Below are 22,826 nucleotides of genomic sequence, written 5' to 3'. Positions count from 1 at the left end.
TTTGGCTGACCTCCCCGTCAGCGACGGCAACAACTATTCTCCAGCCGACGTGTGCGGAATATTTATTTCACCGGTGTGGAACGCGTTCTCAACCGCGTGCGATGGCCCGTCCAGCAGACTTCTTGCGAGCTTTGACGGCGTAGTAGATTGAGCCTGCAAGCCCCCAACCTCCGAGCAAGGCGTAGGGTCGCCAATCGGCTGACCAACCAATCACGATGATCAGGACTCCCAGCAGGATACCAAGCATGGCTGCCACCTGAAGGACTGGCTTTGCGGGGCGGAAACTTGCTTGCGCATGTAGCACAGGTTCGCGGCGCAAGAGCATCAGTGAAGCCAGGCAGGTCGCGCCGTATTTGAGGAGCGTCGGGATGTTCACGGCAAGGAAAAGGAAAATGAGATTGCTCGGCATGAGAAGGCCGAGACAACACAGCACGAATGCCAGAAGAACGGCGCGCCGGGGCACGCCTGAATCCTGGTGAATCCTGGACAGCGACGATGGAAGCATATCGGCCTTTGCCATCGCGTACAGAAAGCGCGACATGATGATGAATGTCGCGTTGATCGAGCTTCCGATGGCCACTGTCGCACTGACCAGGATCAGCACCTGGCCTGCCGTCCCCATAGACGAGATAGCGGCATCCAGAAGCGGCGCATCAGACTGGGCAAGCCCATCGCTTCCAAGCACCCCAATCGCCGCGAAAGCCACGCCGAAATAGACCGCCGCCGTCAACAGGACGGAAATGGTTATGCCAAGCGGTATGTTGCTCCCCGGATTCCGCACTTCCCCGCCAACCTCGGTCGCGCTTTCAATACCAAGGAAAAGGGAAATCATCAGAGGGACAGCGGTGAGTATTCCCATGACCCCCATGCTGGCGAAGGGCTGAAACCCCGCAAGGTCGATCGACGGGACACTGCCAAATGTGAAAATCAGGCAGGTTAGGAGAAGGATGACCAGCATGATGGTCTGGCTCACGGCCGCGGCCGAAACGCCAACGAGATTGATGCCGAAAACCACGACCAGAAGCACGAACATGGTCGGCTTCAGCGGGACCTCGATGGCTGTGCTGAGATAGGAGACGAGCACCATGGTCAGCACAATGACGGCAGACGTGCTGCCAGCTATCCTCAACCAGCTTATAATGAATCCCAGGAACGGATGGACGAACCGGCGTGGCCATTCAAAGGACGCGCCCGTCACCGGCACCGCGGCGCCCATGAAAGCATATACGAACCCGAAGACGACCATCGGCACCATGGCGATCAGCATGGAGATCAACATGGCTGGACCGGCGAGTGCGGTCGCGGGGGCGAGAACGGAGAAGACTGAAACGCCGATCGCCGTCCCAAGACCGAGCGAGACGACCCCTGCGAGTCCAACGCCCCGCTTCAGGTCAACCGACACGTTTTCAGATTTGGCCATCAGGCAATCCGCTGGCTTTTCGCATTCTGCTTGCGGTACTCCTTCAGACCGCTGGAGAGCCGGTCGAGTCCGGCGCTCAGGCGCGATTCGTCCAGAGCATAACCAATGCGAATATGACCGGCCATACCGAAGCATTCGCCCGGCACGACAACGACCCCATGACTGGCAATCAGCCAGCGCGAAAGCGCCACCGTATCCTCGACGCCGACGACGCGCGCAAAGCAAACGCACCCCTGCAAAGGCATGGACAGCTCGACGAGCTCGGCAGCGCTCAATTCGCTGAATGCCGATTCCGCGACCGGCATGGCTGCATCCATGTGCCCCGTCCGCCACCGATCGAAATCATGCGCCCGGGCAAACACTTCGGCGGCTATGGAATGTGAAAGCTTCGACACGGCAAAGTCGACCCGGTCGCGATACGCCTTCAGCTGCTCCAGCGTCCGGCCCGCCGCAATCATCCAGCCGCATCGAACACTGCTCAGACCGAAGATCTTAGTCATGCTGTTGACGCGGATGGCATTCGAATGGCGTGAGACATCGAACCGGCAAGGCTCAGCGTCGTAATAGTCGCGGTAAACCTCGTCGATGAGGAGGTAGACGCCACGTTCCTGAAGCGCATCGGCAAGCTCCGACAGCGTCTCATCAGTAACAAGCGCCCCGCTGGGATTATGAAGGTTGGTGACCACGACCATTCTGGTCTTGGCGGTCAGCGCCGAAAGCACCGCATCGACGGACAGCGAAAAATCCGGAGCCGGACGGTCGAAGAAACCGATCTCGATCTCGGCATCCAGCGCATAATTGGCAAACATGTCGAAGCCCGGGCGCTCGATCAGGATATGATCGTCGCGGTTGAGAAGCCCCGCATAGATGAGCTGGACCGCCGAGGTCGCCCCAGTGGTACAGATGATCTGTTCAGCAGCCACGCCATAGCGCTCGCCAAGCCGGAGCGCGAGGTCCGGATTGTTTCGCATGAAGACGCTCTGGTAAGTTGCTGGAGGTCCATTGCGGAAAGCCGCCGATACCGTGTCAGCCAGCATTGCGGACGGTTCAGGCACCGAGCTTTCGAACAGGCCGATCTTGCCGGGCGCGCCATTACGCATCAGGGCCAGAGCATCCTGCACCCAATGCGGATAACTGATCCAGCCCGCCGCTTCCATTTCCAGACTTGAAGCATCCACGATCGCTGACCCCATTCTTTAACGTGCCTGCCGGGCCAGGACCCGAAACAACCGCAGACCTGATCACGAACTGACCTTACGGCCCGCGCCAAGAATTTTTATGCAAAGCGCGACGGACAGAACGGTCCGAGCGCATAATTGTTCTGAAAGGCGGCCCCGCTTGAAAAGCCCATTCCTGTTGTGTGATGCGTTGGACTAGTCCTCGTTCGTCACAAACCGGCAGGTCTTGGGGTCTGCATCGCTGGCTGGCAGCCACTGCATCGCGTCAAAGCTTTCACCGTCCCGTTCAAGCGTGACCCGCTCGCCAACGACGCACGGCCCGAAGCTGCCAGCAGCTGGAAAGAACACCATACCATCGACATGCAGGGCCTTGTGGAACGCTGTCTCGTCCTCGCCAGTCTGCTCTCTGACGAGTTCACGCCACTTGTCTGGCGTCAGGGCAATGTCGCCTGTTTCACGCGCGACAAATACGTCGCTGAGGAAGCTGTGAAGATCTCGCTCGCCACCGCTTGCGGCCCGGATGCGGGCATCGAGATCGGCGAAATAGAGTGCACCACGCTGATAGGGAACGTGACGAATGTCATTGTCATCGAAGCCGACTTTCTTGATTTCGGCAATCGACCAGTCGCGTCCGGGATTGGTGTACAAGTTCCGGCTCAGGCGGTTGATCCCCTCCACGTACTCTTCGAAGGCAATCTCGCCCGCCTTGAAGGGCAAGGTGTACTGGTAATAGGTCGTCAGGCCTTCCGACCACCAGTTCTCATCGATCGATCCGCCTTCCACGGAACCAACCCATTGGTGCAGCAGCTCATGGACGAAAACCATGCGGATGTCGCCATAGTCCTCGTTCTTCTCTTCCTCTGGCTGGACCGGCCCCCGCGACAACATGAAAGAGTTCGCCAAGGCTGTTCCACCACCATAAGGCGGGGTCTGCAGAAGCCGCATGAAGACCCGGTACTCCGGTGCCGGGTCGAGATGTTCGAAATAGCCCTCGAAATAGTCATACATCTTCGCGGTAAAGCTCATGCCCTCGCGCTCGTCGAAGGGGAAATCGCCAAGCCAGTAGGCGTGGAAATCCCCTTCGGTGACATCATCCGGATAGTGCTCGACCGGTCCGGCCATGTACCAGCCTTGCATGATGGCTGGCGGCGGACCTTCAACCACGGCCCGCCCATCACCAAACGTCGTCACGCCAAGCGATGGCTGGTCGAAGCCTGAAAGATCCCATTCGAGGATGGATTCCTGCGAGGCGGCATTGGACGGCACCAGCATGAAGCCTGCACCCGCACCGCTGATGCCGCCTGCTGAGGGGCGGATGCCGAAGGCGGGGCCACCTGGACCACCTTCCGGCTGCACGAGTGCGCGATAGTTGATACTGACCGGAAAGGTCACGTCCCTCTTTGCCGTCCAGTGCCTGAAATAGGGATAGCCGCCGGGCACCGGATCATCTTCTTCAATCGTGAAATCGATCGACCCAGACGCATCCCGGACGTCAAGCTCAGTGACCCGGTCCGCAATGCCCATGACGTTGACGTAGACGACAGGGGCAAACAGCTTCAGCCGCTCTTCACCTTCAGCCAATCCGCCTGTCAGCTGGGAGCTGACTTCAATCGCTTCGACAACCCCATTTTCGTCCACCTCCGGTTTGAGCGTCAGGGCATAAAGCGGCGTATCAGCTCCAGCGACCAGCTCGACCGCGGGTGTTGAGGCGATGGCCGGAGGCGGTGTCTCAACCTTGGGCTCGGCCATCTGGCAGGACACCAGGATGATACCGGGGATTGTCAGCACGCCGACCTCAACAAGACGGCTCCATTTCTGCTCGCTGAACGCCTCATTTACCGCTTGCATCGTCACTCCAGTCCCGAATGGTCCTGCCTGCTCATCGAAAGCTTTTTCACACGACGGACAAACAAATGCTATTCGAACCAGCCCACCTTTCCAGCGAGCGCGGCATGATTTCATCGAAACCTTGCGGCTGGGCGCATACCTCTTGCGGCCTACGCCAACTTCCGTCGTTCCAATGCGCTATCAAGTCTTTGCTCGCATAATCCATTCAGCCAAAAACAAAAGACGATGGCATTCGACTAAACATTGCGGGCTCACCGCCTAGACTGGACATTCGTCAATGAGGGCCTGCTGATGTCTGTTCCAATGCGCTGTATCCCTGCCGTTCTCGCCTGCATCGCGATGGCATGTCTGGCTGCAGCCGGGTGCACCGGTTCCTCTGCGCCGGTGAACGAGCCAGCGGGCCAGGACGCCATGACGATTTCGATCGCACCGCGCCTCGATGGGGGTGACAAGGTCTCATCCATCGATGTTGCCATGACTCTCCCGGCGCCAGGCCTGAAGGAGGGCGACACCTTCCTTTCCATGGCCATCGTAAGGGTGATGGCCCCCAGCGCGCTGTCGGACCCAAACAGCCTCACCGCCAGCGACAGTCTGGGGACGATTGCAATGCGGATTGAGGAAGATCCGGAAGACCCTTCGGACTTTCGTCAGGACCGTCGATGGATTCTCGAGCGCGATACCGCCGGCAATGTCGAGGTCCGCTATAAGCTGGCACCGCGAGTGATCACACCAAGCACCCGGCCCGGCCCATTGATCGACACGCGGACCGAACTCTGGGGCGTCTATGGTTCGGGCAATACGATGCTCGCTCTGCCGGTCGCTGGCTGGCCGCGGACGGTTCGCGTAGACTGGAACCTCGATGACATGCCGGCCGGAGCCCGCGCTGCCTCCAGCATAGGGCTCGGCAATGTCGAGGCAGAGGTCACCCAACAGAACCTCAACAATACCTTCTTCATGGCCGGCCCCCTGAAAAGCCAGCCAGAAAGCGGCGAAGGCGAATTCGTCGTCTACTGGATGACCCCGGCCGCGTTTGACCTGGAAGGCGCGGCGGCCTGGACGCAGCAGGCCTATGCGTATTTCGTCGACTTCTTCGGCCAGGATGTCGATGCCTTCAGGGTCTTCATGCGTACGACAGAGCGGTTCCAGGGCGGCGGTGGCGGCGGGTACAACTCCTTCATCTTCGGCACCGTCGAAGGCGAAGACCGCGATCCGGCGGAAGTCCGCTCGCTACTCGCTCACGAAGCCATTCACCACTTTGTTGGCGGCTATGGCGATGGCGGCGGAGCGGGCGGCCAGCAATGGTACTCAGAGGGCGCAACGTCTTACTACACCATCGTTCTGCCTCATCGCGCAGGGTTGACCAGCCTCGAGGACTACATCGAAGCCTTCAACGCGCATGCCCTGAACTATTACACCAATCCGCAGAGCGGCCTGTCGAATGAAGAGGTGACGCGCCTCTTCTTTTCGGACTCCAACGCACAGCTCGTTCCCTATAATCGCGGGCCGCTCTACTTCGCCCTGCTGGACTATCGCAGGCGCCAGGCGACGGAAGGAAGGCAGCGGGTCGATGACCTGATCTTCCGCTTCATTGACGAGCGCGACAGCGCCGACGATCCGGTCGCCTTCTGGCGCGAAGTTCTGACTGATACGCTGGGCGAAGCTGAAGGCGCGGCTTTCGACGCGATGATGGCCGGCGCACCGCTTGGACTGCCGGCAGACCTGTTTGGCCCCTGCTTCGAAGGCGAGATGCAGACGCTAAGCAACTTCGCACGCGGATTTCGCCCTTATGAGGATGAGAACGGCCGCACCCGGATCGGGCCAGTGACGCCCGGATCTCCGGCAGACGCTGCCGGTTTGCAGCGTTTTGACATCATCGCAAACCCGGACGCCCTGGAGGCGGCTGAAGACGCCCCGCCCGGGAGCCCCGTGATGCTTGAAATCGAACGGGAGGACGAAAAGCGTTCTGTCGAATACGTTCCGTGGACCAAGCCTGCGCAAGGCCTGCAATGGACGCGGACGGAGGTTCCGGCCGAGGACTGCTCTCTCTAAGCGGACTTCAGGCCGTCAGGACGATTCCCATCAGCGTGCCATTGAGAAGATTGGCCATGATGCCGGCCCACATGCTCTTTATGCCGAGGTCGAGAAAGTCCTGCCGCCGCTCGGGGCACATGGCTGACAGCCCGCCGATCATGATGGCGAGCGCGCCGAAATTGGCAAAGCCGCAGAGCATGTAAATCATCATCATCCGGCTACGGGGCTCCATGTCCTCGAGCGGGATACCGGAGAGATCGATGAAGGCGAGCAACTCGTTCAGGACGATCTTGATTCCGACAAGCCGGCCCGCGTCGACGCTGTCCTGCCAGGGGATGCCGAGGAGATACATGAAGGGCGAGAGCAGCCAACCAAGAAGACGCCCGGCCGTTACCGGTGCCCCATTCACATCCGGCAGCCAAGCGGCCAGGGCGATATCGGCCAGAGCGATCACCGCAACCGACACGATGATCATGGCAATCACATAGATGAAAACGTTCACACCGTCCTGAACGCCGCGCGCAAAGGCGTCCATGGTGGACTGATAAAGGCGGGGCGGCGGCTTTTCATCCTGGATGACACCGGAGTCCCCGGGTGGCTGGATGACGCGGGCAATCGCAATCGCCGCCGGAGCTGCCATAAACGAGGCAACGATGACATGCGACGGCGCCTCAGGGATCGTTGTCTGCAGAAGGGCGATGTAAAGCGCCATGACCGTCCCCGCGACTGTTGCCATGGCGGCAGTCATGATGAGGAAAATGTCGGCCCTCGACATGCGCATCAGGTAAGGTCGAACAATCATTGGTGCCTCGACCATGCCGAGGAAGATGCTAGCCGCGGTTCCCAGCCCAATCGGGCCCGACAGGCCGAGCGTGCGATTCAGGACATAGCCGATGCCCCGGCACAGCCTCTCCAGGATGCCCCATTTCCAGAGCACCGCTGAAAGCGCGGAGACGACGATCATCAGCGGCAGGATCTGCAGAGCCAGGACGAAATTGTTCGCCGGCTCAACGGTGTCGAAGGGCGCCGGACCGCCGGCGAGATAGCCGAAGACGAACTGAGTCCCCTCACCCGTGGCCTGCAGCAACACGCCAAGTCCGGCAGCGATCGATTGCAACGCTGCCCGCAAGGGCGGGACATTGAACATCAGCGCCGCGAAGACAACCTGAAGCGCGATCGCAATGCCGACCGTACGAAAAGGCACCTGCTTGCGCCCACTCGAGAAGAGCCAGGCAAGACCGAGGATCAGGCAGAAACCGAAGAGGCTCCGGAGATTATCAAACGAATACGCCACCGGCCCCTCATCAGTCGAAAAATTCGGACGCTTAACTGCTCCCAGTGAACGCCTGGCCGGTCGAGTGTGACTCGACATATGCGACGGTCTATCGCTGTGCCTTGACCAAAGCTTGGGCAATGCACTGCTATCGTGGAAACGAATCCGGCATGCCTGAGGACGGACGCTCAGGGCGGTCTGAATACCAATGCATCCGCTTGGGGATACGTTTAAACGGACGAATAAATAGAGCGGCTATTTCGGGATTCCGACCATGAAGACAGGCAGCATCAATACCAATATCGGCGTCTTTCATGCCGATGAGCTGGACGCCCTGGACGCGTTTTTCCGAGAGCATGGATTCGCCATTCTGCGCGGCCTCTACCAACCGGCCGATCTCGAACGCCTTACCAATGAATGCGTCGACGCACAGACCGGTGTCATCGAGGGCAAGCTTGATCCCCGCCATGGCAATTCCGTCCTTCTGGACGATGCCGTCAATGGCGAGAAACGCTTCGCCAATTATGTACAGTACATCACTGAAGTCTCGCCCGCGACGCGCGCGGCAATCCTCCACCCGGCAATCACGGCACTGATGGAGAAATGGGTGCCAGGCGGTCACTTGCGCGAGCATTCAAGGTTCGGGGCTGTTTACCAGGACGCACGCGGGGGCAGCAATTCCGGCTATCGCCGGATCGGCTGGCACTCCGACTGGCAGAGCGGCCCGCATATGGATTGCTGGCCATCTGTGGCTTTCACTATCCATATCGACGCGACCAGCCCTGAAAACGGATTTCTCAGAGTGGTGCCAGGGTCGCATAAATGGGCAACGCCTGCCCCGTTCAGGAATGCCAACAATGCGCCGGTTCCGGCGCAGTCGAAACCAGTGGGCGGCCATACGAGCGAGCCACCGCCCTATGATATGCCCCTCGCCTTCGAAAAGGCGCCGGGTGAGATTGCCGTCTATTGCGAAGCAGGCGATGTCCTGTTCCATGACGCCTATCTCTGGCACTCGGCCGCTGTCGCCACAAATGACCGAGCCGTCCGCCGGCATGTACGTGGTGGCTGGTTCACCGGGGTGCCGGACGGCCGGAATGACGACTTCGTCGAAGATTTTGTGAAAAATGCGGCGCGGTAGATCCCGGCGCGGGCCAACGCTCTTTCGACCATCCCTTGCTGCGCTGGCGTGCACGATGAGCTGCCTGATGTTGACGGCTGCACCGACCGCATCAGCGGAGGATACCGAGCGCGAGGCCGCAGCGCTTTTTGACCGGATTTCCGACGATCCGGTCCTGCTTCGTGTCTTCCTTCGCGACATGCCGAAAGGTGGAGACCTGCACAACCACGCCTCGGGCACACCCTTCGCGGAAGAGTATCTCTCCTGGGCCGAAGACCGGGCCTTCTGTGTCACCGAAGTCCCTGCCGCTATCAGTCCTCCACCCTGCGAGGATGAGGGAGAGATCACTGCCGTCGGCCTGATGCGCACAGACCCGGCCCTCTACGCCGAAATTGTAGATGCCCTGTCAGTCCGCGAAGTGCTTGCGGATGTCGATATTGACCGATCTGGGCACGAACAGTTTTTCGGCAGTTTCGATAGGTTCTTCCCCATCGTGAGCGAGGAGCCCGATCGGACATTGGCATCCATCAAGCAGCTCGCCGCTGATGACCGGCTGTCCTATGTCGAACTTATGTTCAATCCAGCCACGATTAATCAGTATACTGTCCAGTCTGAAGATGGCGACTGGGATGAGAGCGACCTCGACGCGGCCTTTGCACGCTTTGCGCCCGAGATCGACGACCTTGTGGAAGCGGGCATCCAGCAGCGCGACAAGACTGAACGCGAGGCGGCCGAAATCCTGAACTGCGGCACGGCGGACGCCGAACCCGGCTGCGATGTCACCGTCTATTACAATTTCTACGGCCTTCGCCTGCTGCCCAACGAGCAACTGTTCCGCCAGCTTGCGCTGGGATTCGCCCTGATCGAGGCCGATCCGCGCTTCCTCGGCGTTTCGCTGGTCCAGCCTGAGGACGACCCGCGGGCGATCGAGAATTACCAGTTGCACATGCGCATGATCGCCTTCCTCAACGAAAGATATCCAAGCGCCAAGGTCTCGCTACATGCAGGCGAACTGACCCTTGGACTCGCACCCGCCTACGCTCTGCGCAGCCACATTCGCGACGCGATCGAGATTGCCGGTTCCGGCCGGATCGGACACGGCATCGACATCGCCTGGGAGCTCGACAGCCGCAAGACACTTGAACGAATGGCCGAGGAGCGCATTGCCGTCGAGATCAACCTGTCGAGCAATGACATTATTCTCGGCGTGAGGGGCAAGGAGCATCCGCTGAATCTCTACCGAGCGTCTGGCGTTCCCATTGTCCTTTCGACCGACGACCAGGGTGTCCTGCGGACGGACATGACCGAGCAGTATGTTCGCGCCGCGCTTGAACACGGTCTCGCCTATCGTGATCTCAAACAGGCGGCTCGAAACAGCCTGGAATTCTCATTCCTGCCCGGCACAGGCATCTGGAAACCCGGACAGCCCGGAACGCCTTCACCGACCTGCCAGTCAGTTGCATCCCGCAGCTGCAGGGCGCTCGCCCTGTTCAGCCCGAAAGCTTTGCTTCAATTGAAGCTGGAAGATGATTTCGAGGCCTTTGAAAAGGACATCGCAGGCTGGACCATCGCCCAGCCTGAATGAGCCCAGCGTCCTACTCGCCAGGCACATTGTCCTTGTAGGTTTCCCAGTTTCCGGTGATTTCGTCGATAACGGTGCCACCGACCAGATAAAGCGACTCCAGCGAACCAAGCATGCCGGCATAGCCTTCATTCTCACCAAGCAGGTTTTCTGCGGCGGTCTTGCCAGGAGGCTGCATTGTGTAATTGCTGCCAGCGCGGAGCACCATGAAGCGGTCCTTGTCCACTTTTCCGATCCGGTCGAGATACTCGATGGAGGTGTAGGTGCCCGTCTCTTCCATGGCCGATGTGACGAACTCCGAATTGCCATCGGTCCAGTAGTCGACCCAGTCATTCGCCCACTCATTCATGAGCTCGCCATGCCAGAAGGTCATGGCGGCCAGGTGACCGCCCTTCAGGACGAAGGGCGGTTTCTGCGCCATTTCGTAGTTGGTATAGAGCGAGCGCTCCTCGGCAAGGCCCTCCAGGTCTGGTAGTTCGAGGTCCTTGGTCAGCTCATAGGCCCAGTCACGTAGCCCTTCATTGATATGGAACATCTCGCCCGTCGGCTCTGGCCGGTCGGGATCGTAAGGGCCGTTCGTGTACCGTGGGAAATAGCCAGTCGGCCAATCTTCCGGCTTTTCGCGGGCGTCGATCTCGTGAGAGAGATCGCCGTCCACGAGATAGGCCGACCAGACAGCAGAGCCGATGGAGGCGTCCTCCGGATCGATGCCTGCGATACCAGCAACCAGCCAATAGGCTTCGGAAAGGTCGAAGCGCGGATCCAGGCCGAGCGCCATGGTGGCCGCAGCTGACCGCGCCGTCCCGATACCCGTGACCATTGCGAGCACCTGATTTTCTTCATCATAAAAAAGGTCATGATAGGAATGCGGAAACGGGATCTGCATGTCGAACGGACGGCGCTCTTTCCAGAGTTGGAATTCGGCCGGCTTGTCGCCTTCATCCTCTCCGATCTCGAACATGGTGACAAGCACGACGCGTACCGGAAGCGACGTGCTGCAGGGCGCTCCAGGCGCGCAATCCAGCACTGAGGTTTGGTCCGCAGACTCCACGCTCTCCTCCGGCTCTGCGGCAGGTGCTTCCGTGCAGGCGCTAATTGCCAGAGAGGCCGCAAGGCCCAAAGCGCTTGCCGGCATAAAATCGAAAAACCTCATATCAAGAATTCCCTGTCAGCTGATAACCCATCATGTTCACGCACTAGGCTGTAGAGCCGCCCCTATCGTCAACGCTCCCGAACGAGCGGATTTTTAGAACGCTTGAGCTGCCTTCATCTATGTCATGCAAACCGGCCCGCTGCTCGAATGTTGTACGGACAAGTATGACATGCGGCCGAACCCCATGAAGCGCACCTGCCCTGCATACCCAGACATTGACAACAAGTACGCTCAACTGCGTAAACACAGACAGGAAGGCCTCGCCGAACTGGCTGGTGAACACCATCAGCGCACGGCTTGGCCGGGTTGCAATGCCGGAGAGGATTGCCCTCCATGAGTAACAAGGTCCTGCGCGCCAGAGTGCTCACCTTTTTCGAGCGCCCGGACTCTCTGGATGATGAGTCCAGCTATGCGTTCTGGGAGGACGGCGCCGTCGTGACCGACGGTGGAAGGATTGCCTGGCGCGGCAATTTCAGCGACCTCCCGGAGGCGTATCGGACCCTCCCTGTGACCGATCACCGGCCCGGTATTCTCATGCCCGGTTTTATCGACACCCATGCCCACTTTGCCCAGATGGGCGTCATTGCCAGCTACGGCGCCCAGCTCCTGGACTGGCTGCATGGCTACACTTTTGTTCAGGAGGCCCTGTTCGAAGACGAGGCTCACGCCCAGTCGATCGCGGCTTGCTATCTCGACGAAATCCTAAGGCATGGGGTGACCACATCCGTCGTATACGGAACATCTCACAAAACCGCGATGGACGCCTTTTTTGCCGAGGCCGAGGCGCGCGGCCTTTGCATGATTGCCGGCAAGGTCCTGATGGATCGCAATGCGCCGGGCAACCTTCTGGATACCTCCCAGTCCGGCTATGATGACAGCAGGCGCCTGATCGACACCTGGCACGGTCGCGGTCGGCTTCATTATGCCGTGACACCACGTTTTGCGATCACGTGCAGCGAAGCCCAGCTCGACCTGGCAGGAACACTGATGCGCGAAACCCCCGATGTCTTCCTCCAGACCCATCTTTGCGAGAACCGCAGCGAGATTGAGGAAACTGCCCGCCTTTTCCCGGGCGCACGTGACTATCTGGATGTTTACGAATCGAATGGCCTGCTGGGTCCACGCTCGCTATTCGGGCACTGCATCCACCTGGAACCCCGTGAGCGAACGGCCCTCAAGGAAAGCAGATCGGTCGCCGTGTTCTGCCCGACCTCCAACCTGTTCCTTGGCAGCGGCCTGTTTGATTACGAGTCCCTGAAAGAAAGCGGCGTTCGCGTGGCACTGGCAACCGATGTCGGTGCCGGGACCAGCTACTCCATGCTGGCAACCGCCTCTGAAGCCTACAAGGTCAGCCAGCTTTGCGGCTATAGCCTCAATCCACTTGAGAGCTTCTACCTGCTCACGCTCGGCAATGCGCGCGCGCTATCGATGGAAGACCGGATTGGCTCGCTCGAAGCTGGTTCGGATGCCGATCTCATCGTCGTCGACTCGCAAGCCACATCGGCGATGCGCACACGGATGCAGGCCTCGCCCACCCTGACGGATGAACTATTCGTCCTCCAGACTCTCGGCGATGATCGCTGCATCGCGGCGACCTATGTCGCAGGTGAGCGTCTGAAATGAGCGTGCGTCTGCCTAGCGCTCTTCAGGTTTCAGCCACTTCTTGACGAGCGGCGGCTCATAGCTTGTGAGCTCTTCGAGGAGCTTGGCCGGATCCTTTCCGACCAGCGTCATGCTGCGATGCACATCCTTCACAAAGCCCTCCTCCACCATCACGTCCAGAAAAGACTCCAGGGCGTCGTAAAAGCCGTTGACATTATAGAGCGCGAGCGGCTTGCGGTGCACACCCAGCTGCGTCCAGGTCCAGACTTCGAACATCTCTTCCATCGTGCCGATACCGCCCGGAAGGCTGACAAAGGAGGAGGAAAGATCATGCATGATCTGCTTGCGCTCGTGCATTGAATTCACCACGCGCAAATCGGTCAGGTTCTCATGCGCCTGTTCGAGCTCGAAGAGCTGGCGTGGCAGCACGCCGATCACCTTGCCGCCCGCTTCAAGCGCGCCATTGGCGACGGCGCCCATGAGTCCATTGCGAGCGCCGCCATAGACGACCTCCAGCCCCCGTTCGGCGATCATCGCACCGAACTCGTATCCAGATTCCATGTAGACTTCGCCGCGGCCGGTATTCGACCCGCAGAATACGCAAATTCTCAACTCATTACTCCTGATGAAAAACGTCTAGTCCAACTGGGCTTCAACGAATGATTCCAGCTCGCCAGCAAATGACACCCGGATTTTGTCCAGTTCCGGCTTCAGCGCCGCGACGACCGGGCTTTTTAGGTATCCGGCCCCATCGGCATCACAGCTCCAGTCATTACCAGAAAAGCTGACCCATACATCCTGTTCGCTCAACGAAAGGGCTGTGCTGAGACCGCTTACCGTCTCAAGGTCGTCGTGCAATTTGGTCATCGCGCCGCGCTCAAAGCTTCCGCCATCGGTCAGCCCGACCGTAGAGAAGCGGTCCTCGTCGGGGTAGTAAGTGAAACCCAAGTCGAAATTGCCCTCGGCCTGGCCCAGCAGCATACCGAATATAGACCGGACCGTCGCCTCGGACAGGACATCGCTCGAACCGGTTTCAACAAGGTTGAGCGCAGGATGGGTCGTCGCCCCGGCATCGTCACCCGAGCACTGCACCAGGACACTCTCCTGCATGAATGTATAGCCAAGCGCCGCGCCAACCGCCTGGGCCAGTGCACGGTCGTCTGTCGTATCTCCCGGCAGGCGCATGGCCAGGGAGGGACTGGTCTTTCCCTTATAGCCCCCCCAGACCTCAAGCAGTGTTGGCGAAATCTCGCTTCCCTGCTGGCTGGCGGCGAGACTGGCGATCCTTTGCGCGCGATGAAGCTGTGAATGAAGGAAGGCTGCATGCGCCTCATCGTCCCGAAATGCCGCGCGAACCCTTTCGACGAATTCGTCACCGAGCGCCTTGCCGGCATAGGTCGATGCCGCTGAGAAATTGATCTCGCAATAGGCGGCCCGCGGCTGGGCCGCGCCGGCATCGCCATAAGCATCCAGAAAGGAAAGGACGACCGCCGCCGAATTCAGCGCCGCCAGGTGCTGGAAGGCCGTGATCTCGTTCTCATTGGCCTCCCCCCCACCGGCAAGATCGGAAAGACTGCGGAATGCGATGAATGGGACATCATGCGCATGCGCCACCATCGCGACAGCCGCCGTTTCCATTTCCACGACTTGCGCCTCGAAAACCGTATAAAGGTAGTCACGAAAACGGGCATTATCCATGAAGATCGAGCCAGTGACGCCCGATCCACCGACGACCACTTCTGGCTGCTCAGGCAGGCATAGCCCTTCGTCGTCACATCGCCGGAGATTTGCCGCTTCTGCAGCCTTTTCAGCAATGGACAGAAGACGTGGCGTTGCCTCGAACCAGATTTGTGGTTGCGGAGACGGGTCATCCGAGCTGGCAATGCGGACACCGCGCGTGCCAATGAAATCAAATACGGGCAGCTCAGGCTCCACACCGGCATGAGGCTTGAACCCGCCGTCATCCGTCTCGCGCATGTAAACGGACTCATTGTATTGCGCCCAACGGGCCGGCACCGTGACATCACCAATTGTAAGGTCCGGGTCGAGCCCCCCGGCAACGCCGCTAACGACAATGTCGGTAATGTTGAAGTTTTCGAGCAGGCGCTCCGTATTCATCGTCGCGTTGACCAGGCTGACGCCGGTTTCGAACAGGACAACGTCCCGCTCCTGCATACGGCCAGCCCAGTAGGATACGCCGTTGATCATGTACTCGGACGGCGCCTCCAGCTCTGGAATGAGCGCGGCGAATTCGGGCGCGTAGGCGGTCGCAAGCGCGATTCGCGGCACCCGGTCTGGCGGGATCGCATCAACCATCGCAGCATCCGATGGCGCCGGCGACGCCGGCTGGGCCGGAACGGCCTCGCACCCCGCTGCCAGGAAAAGCGCACCAGCGCCAAAGAAACATGTGATTTTCGTGATTATACGCTGCCCGAGCATGCTCATAATACCAAATGGTCCGGTGCCAAAATTAGATCGCTTATTCGTATGAATACCTGAGTCGTTATTCGACCTTGCCACAAACCGGCACGCAATCCCAACAAGGCCTGCCGAAATGCGAACAGGCTGACTGGTATGAATGCATGCCCCCAAGCATGTGATCGAAAAATGCGCACATTAACGCTTTCTCCAGCACTTGTGCAGCGCAACATCTTCGCGAGCTATGCAAGCCTTCATAGCCTGATCTCAATGAGTGGGTCGGACACCGCTTGTGCACGGTTCAGATGAACCGCCACGACGGTAAGCATGCGCGGCGACCGCCCCAAATATCTTCGGAAGTAGAATTGCCATCCAGCAGCGAGGGGAAAGCGACATGACGTACAAGCAGAGGGGCGCATCGCCCGGTATCGATGCAGCGGCAAATGCCGGAAAAAGTGAATCGGAAGGCCTGTCGGCCGCAGGTTCGGGCGCATCCATGAAAATGAAGATCATGCTCTCTGCAGCAGGCCTGGCGATCCTCGCCGGCATGCCGTCAGCGGCGTTCGCTCAGGAGGAAGAAGAAGAAGCCCGCCAGGAAACGGTTGTCGTCACCGGCAGCCTGCGGGCTCTGCCAGTTGAAGATGTCGGCTCTGTTTTCGGCTTCGACAAGACGCTGACGGAGATCCCGCGTTCGGCCTCGACGATTTCGTCTGAACAGATCGAACGCTTCGGCATCGATGACATCTACGGCCTGGTCGCCCAGTCGCCGGGTACTTTCACCAACTCCTTCTTCGGTGTCGGCGGCGCACTCGATATTCGCGGCCAGGCGGGCGAAACCTATTTCCGCGGCGTCAAACGACTCGACAACCCCGGCAACTATGCCACCCCGATCGGCGCGTCAGACCGGATCGATATCGTGCGCGGCCCCGCCTCGCCGATCTACGGCCCATCCAAATCCGGCGGTTACATGAACTTCGTGCCGAAATCGGCCCGGATCGCCGGAGGCAAGTATATGGCGGCGCCAGAAGGCGAAGTGCGTTACACAGGTGGTAGCTGGGACAAGAGCGTCCTCAGCGGATCGATCACCGGTCCCGGCAAGCTGTTTGGCAAGGAGTTCGGCTACAACCTTTATGCCGAACTCGAAGACTCCGGCAGCTACTACAACAACATTTCGACCGAGCAGACCATCCTGCAAGCCGCCTTCGATACGCAACTGACCGACAAGCTGCGCGCAGAATTCGGTGCGATGTACCACGACTATGGTGGCGCCCAGAACGGTGGCTGGAACAGGCTTACGCAGGACCTCGTCGACAACGGCACCTACATCACCGGTACTGCCCAGCCGCTGGATACAGACTTTGACGGACAGCTTTCGCAGGAAGAATTCGATGCCGTCGGCGTCTTCAATCCGTTCGGCTCATTCGCCTGTGGCGGCGGGGTGACAGCCGCCGGCTGGACCGATGCCTGCCTTATGGACGCCTATCCTTACCTTGCCCTGGAAAATGTGGGCACAGCAAAACTATCACGCCAGAACGTCCTGACTGGTAAGGAAGACAAGCTCGAGAACGAAGACCTTGTTCTCTACTTCGACATGATCTGGGACAATGACGCCGGGTTCGAGATCAAGAACCAGATGTTCTACGAGACCTATGAGAACCTGAACCTCAATTCCTACGGTTTCTCGCAATTCCACGACTCCTGGGTATTCGAGGACAAGATCGTCGTCTCGAAGGAGTTCGAGTTCGAAGGGTTGACCCTGAACACTCAGTTCTCACCGTCCATCCGCCATACCGACTTCGAGCATGGTGACGACTTCGACTACGAGTTCTTCCACCGTGTCGACCTGACCCAGGGCTATGATGCACGATCGGACCGCCTCCTTGCGCTCGAATGCGACTGCGGCTGGTCTGACTATAATGTCGGCAACTACACCAATTACGGCATTGCTGGCCTTGTCGACGCCGAATTCGACTTCGGTCTCGGCCTGCTCCTTGGCGTTCGTCACGATACGGTTGATGCTGAGTCCACATCGGGCCGGTTTGGCGAAACCGGCAAGGCGAGCAACAGCGACAGCGGCGTCTCGTGGAATGCCAGCGCCAACTACAAACTGCCCGGCGGTATCATTCCATATGTGACTGTCGCTGAGCAGACCGTCGTAATCGCTGGTCAGGGCGCTGATATCAGCTTCGACCAGGTTGACACAAAGACCTTCCTGACAGCCACCGAGCTACGCGAAGTTGGCGTCAAGGGTGACTTCCTCGATGGCCGTCTCTACGCAGCTGTTTCCTACTATGAGCAGGAGCGTACCGACCGAAACGTACAGTCCACCACCGTCAATCAGGACATCAAGACCGAAGGCCTTGAAGCCGAGGTGCGCTGGTCGGTGACTGACAAGTTCCTCGTGACGGCAGCCTATACCAACACGAAGGTCGTCAACGAGACCTTCCTTGAAGCCGGGACCGCGTTCAGCTTCTTCGGCATCGAGGACATGGTGAATGTCACCGATCCTTCGCTCCACCTCGGCGGCCAGCCAATCGGTCTCGTTATCATCTCCGACGAGGACGACGCCAAGCGCGCAGGTATTCCGGAGAACATCTACTCGCTCACCGGCACCTACGAGTTCGACAATGGCCTATCCTTCTCGGGCAGCCTTGTGAACGTCGAGGAAGTCTACTCAGGCCAGTCCCAGGTGGTGGAACTGCCTGGCTACACACTGGTCGACCTATCGGCATCCTACGCGCTGGATGACTGGCTCTTCCGGGTGACCGTCAAGAACGCAACGGACGAAGAATACTTCCGTGCGAACTTCACAGAACTGTTCGGCAGCACGATTGTCCTTCCGGAGAAACCGCGGAGCGTTCAGGCGTCGATCATCTACAAGTTCTAGGAAGCAAGTACACCAAACCTTACTCATCACACGAGACGCCCGGAGCTTGCTCCGGGCGTTTTTTGTTCGCTATGAAAAGAAAAGCGAAGAACACACCTTGAGCGCTCAGGCCATGAGGCGCCGCAAGGACCGGTCGGCGCGTCTCCGAATATCGCCTGCGCCTGACAGCGCAAGCTGGCGGCCGCGAACGATTGCCCGGCCATCGACGAATACATCTCTGGCCGATACCGGCGCGCACAGGATGAGGGCCGCGACCGGGTCCCAGACCCCCGCAGCGGAGAGACCCTCGATATCCCAGATCACGAAATCGGCCCGCCGGCCGGCTTCGAGCACGCCGCAGTCTTGGCGTCCGAGTATGTCGGCGCCGCCGCGCGTGGCCAGCCGGAGCACTTGGCGCGGATCAAGCGCATCGGCGCCCTTGGCAACACGCTGCAACAGCATGGCCTGGCGTGCCTCAAGCAAGAGATGCCCTGAATCGTTTGAGGCAGAGCCATCCACACCAAGCCCGACGGGCACCCCTGCCGCCAGCATGTCCTGAATGAGCGCGATACCCGATCCGAGCCGGCAATTGGAACAGGGGCAGTGCGCGACGCCCGTGCGAGTCCCTGCGAACAGGGCGATCTCGCCGGCGTCCAGCTTTACACAGTGAGCATGCCAGACATCGTCGCCGACCCAGCCCAGTTCCTCGGCATACTGGCCGGGCCGGCAGCCGAACCGCTCAAGCGAATAGGCAGTATCCTCATCGTTCTCGGCAAGATGGGTGTGCATCATCACGCCCTTGTCGCGGGCCAGGAGAGCAGCGTCCCGCATCAGCTCGCGGCTGACGGAGAAAGGCGAACAGGGCGCGACGCCGACGCGCACCATCGCGCCATCGGAAGGGTCATGAAACGCATCAATCACGCGGATACAGTCTTCGAGGATCGCTTTTTCATCCTCGACAAGGTGATCCGGCGGCAATCCACCCTGCGCCTCACCGATACTCATTGAGCCGCGCGTGGCGTGAAAGCGGATACCGATGCTGCGGGCTGCTTCAATCGTATCTTCCAGCCGCACACCGTCCGGATACAGGTAGAGGTGATCGCTGCTGAGCGTGCAGCCTGACAAGGCGAGTTCGGCGAGCCCCAACTGGGCAGACACGAACATGTCCTCGGGCCGGTAGCGCGCCCAAACCGGATAATGCGCCTTCAGCCAGTCGAAAAGCAGCGCGTTCTGGCCGGCTGGCACAGCGCGCGTCAGCGTCTGAAACAGGTGGTGATGGGTATTTACCAGGCCAGGCGTGACGACACATCCACGCGCGTCGATAATATTCTCGGCCGCCCCAGCCCAATGCGCCAGTTCCGCACTTGTCCCGGTCGCGGCGATCTTTCCATCCTCAATGACAAGCGCGCCGCCCGGGATTTCCGTACCGGCATCGTCCATCGTGACCAGCATATCAGCATGCCGGATGAGGGTCGCGCTCATGCCACGTCTTCTTCCAGTTCGGGCAGGACAAGGTTCAGCAATACGGCGAGGAATGTCGCTGGCAGAAGACCCGATGTCAAAAACATGCGGACGTCCTCCGGCACGTGCTGAAGCGCCTGCGGCTCGAGTTGCAACCCGAAACCGAGCGACAGCGAGAGGGCAAAGATCAGCATGTTTCGCTGCGACCACTGAACATTCGACAGGATGGAAATGGCCGCGGATGCCACCATGCCGAACATGATGATCACGCCGCCACCCAGAACCTCGATCGGAATGGTAATGATAAAGGCGCCGACCTTCGGCAGCAGACCGCAGATGATCAGGAAGACGGCGCCGAGACTAACAATATGACGGCTCATGATACCGGTCATGGCAATCAGGCCGACATTCTGGCTGAAGGAGGTATTCGGTAGCCCGCCGAAGATGGCCGCCAACGATGTGCCAACCCCGTCAGCGAGCGTAGCGCCGGAAAGCTCGTCATCCTTGGCCTCACGCCCGGCCCCACCTTCGGCAATCGCGCTGACATCGCCGACTGTCTCGATGGCCGAGACGATACCCATCAGGCAGAAGCCGATGACGGCCGACACCGAAAACGAAAAACCAAAATGGAACGGGACCGGGACCGATACCCAGCCAGCTGTGGACACGTCCTGAAGGTCGACCCGTCCCATCGCGAAGGCCACGCCATAGCCGACCAGCAGGCCAAGCAGCACCGACGCCGAAGACCACATGCCCTTCGTGAAGAATTTGAACCCGAAGGTCGCCACAATGACGATGCTCGCGAGCAACCAGCTCTGCCAGCTGCCATAGTCGTCACTGCCACGCAGCGGTACGCCACCCGCCGCATACTGAATCCCGACCTGAAGCAGCGACAGGGCGATCATCGCGACGACAAGCCCGGTCACGAGCGGCGGGAAGGCGAAACGCAGCCGCTTGACGAAGACGCTGAGACCAGCATGGAAAAGGCCGCCAAACAGGGCGCCCGTGGTCAGCACGGCCATGGCCTCCACGCCCTGCCCGGCGACCAACGGAATCATGATTGGCAGGAAGGCAAAGCTCGTTCCCTGGACAATGGGCAATCTTGAACCGACCGGACCCATTCCGATAGTCTGCAGCAGCGTCGCCAGTCCGGCGAACAGCATCGACATCTGGATCATGTAAAGCAGCGCCGAGACGTCGGGCGATCCAAAACCGAATCCGGCCGCCCCGGCAACAATGATGGCCGGCGTTACATTGGAGATGAACATGGCCAGTATGTGCTGAATACTCAGCGGGATGGCGGCCGCGAAGCCGGGAAAATAGTCTGGGTCCTGACGCTGCTCCCGGGTCATCAGGATCGAGCCCGATGACTTTTCGGTTCTTTCCGTCGAACCGGCGCTCATCAGGCGCCGTCCAGGAATACGAATTTGAGCAGGAACAGCACCGCCAGAACCAACACACCGGGGCTGAGCTTTTTCCAGTGCCCCGAGCCGAGCTTGATGGCGACATAAGCGATGAACCCGAGGCCTAGCCCGGTCGCGATTGAATAGGTGAGCGGCATCGAAACTGCGGTAATGACGGCCGGGACGAAACAGGTCGCATCATCCCAATCGACCTCAGCAAGTCCCCCCACCATCACACATCCGACAAAGATCAGGGCCGGGCCAGTTGCATAGGACTGTATGGCGCCGGCCAGAGGCGCGAAGAAAAGCGCAATCAGGAACAGCAGGCCGACCACCACCGCCGTCAGGCCAGTGCGGCCACCCGCCTTCACGCCAGCGATACTTTCGACATAGCTCGTCGCCGACGAGGTCCCGAGCGCCGCGCCGATCATGGTCGACGTACTGTCGGCGAGAAGGGCCTTTCGGAGATTCTTCACATGGCCGTTCTCGTCAAGCAGCCCGGCCTTGTGGGCGACCGAAACCAGCGTGCCGGCCGTGTCGAACATGTCGACGAAGAGGAAGGAAATCACCACCGTGATCAGGGCAACTTCCAATGCCTTAGACCAGTCAAGTTGCAGAAAGGTCGGCTCAAGGGATGGCGGCAGCGATGCAATGCCGCTCGGCTCCGCGACGCCAAGCACCATGCCGGCGATGGTGATACCAAGCATGCCAATCAGGATTCCCCCGGGGACCTGACGCGTCTCGAGGATCGCGATGGCAACGAAGCAGATAATGGCCAGCAATGTCGGCGTGGCGGACAGATCCCCTAGTCCCACCAGCGTTGCAGGGTTGTCGACCACGATTCCGACACTGGTCAGGCCGATTATGATCAGAAAGAAACCGATACCCGCGGCGATGGAGAGCTTCAGCTCCATCGGTATCGAATTGATGATCCATTCGCGAACCGGCAGGAGGCTGAGGATCACGAACAGTGTGCCGGACATGAACACCGCCATCAGCGCGGTTTGCCAGGCCACGCCCATTCCGATGACCACGCCGTATGTGAAGAACGCATTCAATCCCATGCCGGGTGCAATCGCGATCGGGTAGTTCGCATAAGCCCCCATGATGAAGGAACCGAGTGCCGCCGCGAGGCATGTCGCCACGAATACGGCGCCCGGATCCATCCCGGCCTGAGCCAGAATATCCGGATTGACGAAGATGATGTACGACATCGACAGAAACGTCGTGATGCCAGCGATAATTTCCGTTCGCACATTCGAACCGCGAGCCTGCAGCTCGAAGACCCTGTTTAGCATATTGCCCGACCTCTGCTCTGCTGCTTCAGGCGTCGAAACAGGTTCCGGCACCCCTTCCCATCATTGGAGCGGAGACTGCCGCTCAAAGAGCAGGAGGCACAACATCCCGGCACAAAATTGAGAGGACTTGGCTGTAACTGTTTGCTTTTCCGGCAAACGACCCCTGCGGATTGGTG

At 59.6% G+C, this 22,826-nt stretch carries 15 protein-coding genes; 5 read left to right on the top strand and 10 right to left on the bottom strand.

Annotated features, from left to right (window positions below):
* Positions 1-88: 88 nt before the first annotated feature.
* From D1227_RS16860 to D1227_RS16850, 3 genes are all read right to left on the bottom strand, one after another.
* Entirely contained in the window at positions 89-1,420 is a 1,332-nt protein-coding gene (locus tag D1227_RS16860) for an APC family permease (RefSeq protein ID WP_119405520.1), read from the bottom strand.
* On the bottom strand, positions 1,420-2,613 hold the full coding sequence (locus tag D1227_RS16855; protein ID WP_119405519.1) for a pyridoxal phosphate-dependent aminotransferase: 1,194 nt from the start codon (positions 2,611-2,613) through the stop codon (positions 1,420-1,422). Before D1227_RS16855 ends, D1227_RS16860 begins: the two co-directional genes overlap by 1 nt.
* A gap of 180 nt (positions 2,614-2,793) precedes the next feature.
* On the bottom strand, positions 2,794-4,446 hold the full coding sequence (locus D1227_RS16850; protein WP_158586705.1) for a M61 family metallopeptidase: 1,653 nt from the start codon (positions 4,444-4,446) through the stop codon (positions 2,794-2,796).
* Positions 4,447-4,737: 291 nt separating this feature from the next.
* Here D1227_RS16850 and D1227_RS16845 point away from each other — a divergent pair, with 291 nt between their 5' ends.
* A complete protein-coding gene (locus D1227_RS16845) occupies positions 4,738-6,495 on the top strand; it encodes a M61 family metallopeptidase (RefSeq protein ID WP_119405517.1) in 1,758 nt (585 codons plus the stop codon).
* A 7-nt stretch (positions 6,496-6,502) separates the two neighbouring features.
* Here D1227_RS16845 and D1227_RS16840 read toward each other — a convergent pair whose 3' ends face one another.
* Positions 6,503-7,771, bottom strand: a complete 1,269-nt coding sequence (locus D1227_RS16840; RefSeq protein ID WP_158586704.1) for a NupC/NupG family nucleoside CNT transporter — start codon at positions 7,769-7,771, stop codon at positions 6,503-6,505.
* A gap of 253 nt (positions 7,772-8,024) precedes the next feature.
* Between D1227_RS16840 and D1227_RS16835 the strand changes: the two genes are divergently transcribed.
* Positions 8,025-8,888 (top strand): phytanoyl-CoA dioxygenase family protein, encoded by an 864-nt coding sequence (locus D1227_RS16835; RefSeq protein ID WP_119405515.1) that lies wholly within the window; start codon positions 8,025-8,027, stop codon positions 8,886-8,888.
* 67 nt (positions 8,889-8,955) lie between these two features.
* Entirely contained in the window at positions 8,956-10,452 is a 1,497-nt protein-coding gene (locus D1227_RS16830) for an amidohydrolase family protein (protein WP_158586703.1), read from the top strand.
* A gap of 10 nt (positions 10,453-10,462) precedes the next feature.
* On the opposite strand, the gene D1227_RS16825 is transcribed toward D1227_RS16830, so the two are convergent.
* The gene (locus D1227_RS16825; RefSeq protein ID WP_119375272.1) at positions 10,463-11,584 is read right to left on the bottom strand and encodes a purine nucleoside permease; all 1,122 of its coding nucleotides are present in this window, start codon (positions 11,582-11,584) and stop codon (positions 10,463-10,465) included.
* 351 nt (positions 11,585-11,935) lie between these two features.
* Here D1227_RS16825 and guaD point away from each other — a divergent pair, with 351 nt between their 5' ends.
* Entirely contained in the window at positions 11,936-13,225 is a 1,290-nt protein-coding gene (gene guaD / locus D1227_RS16815; protein WP_119405512.1) for a guanine deaminase, read from the top strand.
* A gap of 12 nt (positions 13,226-13,237) precedes the next feature.
* On the opposite strand, the gene D1227_RS16810 is transcribed toward guaD, so the two are convergent.
* Together D1227_RS16810 and D1227_RS16805 are read right to left on the bottom strand one after the other, a co-directional pair.
* On the bottom strand, positions 13,238-13,816 hold the full coding sequence (locus D1227_RS16810) for an LOG family protein (RefSeq protein ID WP_119375090.1): 579 nt from the start codon (positions 13,814-13,816) through the stop codon (positions 13,238-13,240).
* 24 nt (positions 13,817-13,840) lie between these two features.
* On the bottom strand, positions 13,841-15,520 hold the full coding sequence (locus D1227_RS16805) for a 5'-methylthioadenosine/S-adenosylhomocysteine nucleosidase family protein (protein ID WP_158586702.1): 1,680 nt from the start codon (positions 15,518-15,520) through the stop codon (positions 13,841-13,843).
* A gap of 604 nt (positions 15,521-16,124) precedes the next feature.
* On the opposite strand from D1227_RS16805, the gene D1227_RS16800 reads away from it, so the two are divergent.
* Complete coding sequence (locus D1227_RS16800) at positions 16,125-18,509, top strand: TonB-dependent siderophore receptor (RefSeq protein WP_411710415.1); 2,385 nt, start codon at positions 16,125-16,127, stop codon at positions 18,507-18,509.
* Positions 18,510-18,614: 105 nt separating this feature from the next.
* On the opposite strand, the gene D1227_RS16795 is transcribed toward D1227_RS16800, so the two are convergent.
* From D1227_RS16795 to D1227_RS16785, 3 genes are read right to left on the bottom strand one after another with little or no spacing between them, the layout of a single operon-like run.
* Positions 18,615-19,970, bottom strand: a complete 1,356-nt coding sequence (locus D1227_RS16795; protein WP_119405510.1) for an 8-oxoguanine deaminase — start codon at positions 19,968-19,970, stop codon at positions 18,615-18,617.
* Positions 19,967-21,352, bottom strand: a complete 1,386-nt coding sequence (locus D1227_RS16790; protein WP_119405509.1) for a uracil-xanthine permease family protein — start codon at positions 21,350-21,352, stop codon at positions 19,967-19,969. The genes D1227_RS16795 and D1227_RS16790 overlap by 4 nt, the downstream gene beginning before the upstream one ends.
* Positions 21,352-22,650, bottom strand: a complete 1,299-nt coding sequence (locus D1227_RS16785; protein WP_119405508.1) for an NCS2 family permease — start codon at positions 22,648-22,650, stop codon at positions 21,352-21,354. The genes D1227_RS16790 and D1227_RS16785 overlap by 1 nt, the downstream gene beginning before the upstream one ends.
* Positions 22,651-22,826: the final 176 nt, after the last annotated feature.

The organism is Henriciella mobilis (assembly GCF_003576315.1).
Lineage (GTDB): Bacteria > Pseudomonadota > Alphaproteobacteria > Caulobacterales > Hyphomonadaceae > Henriciella > Henriciella mobilis.
This window is presented reverse-complemented; position numbering and strand designations above follow the sequence as displayed.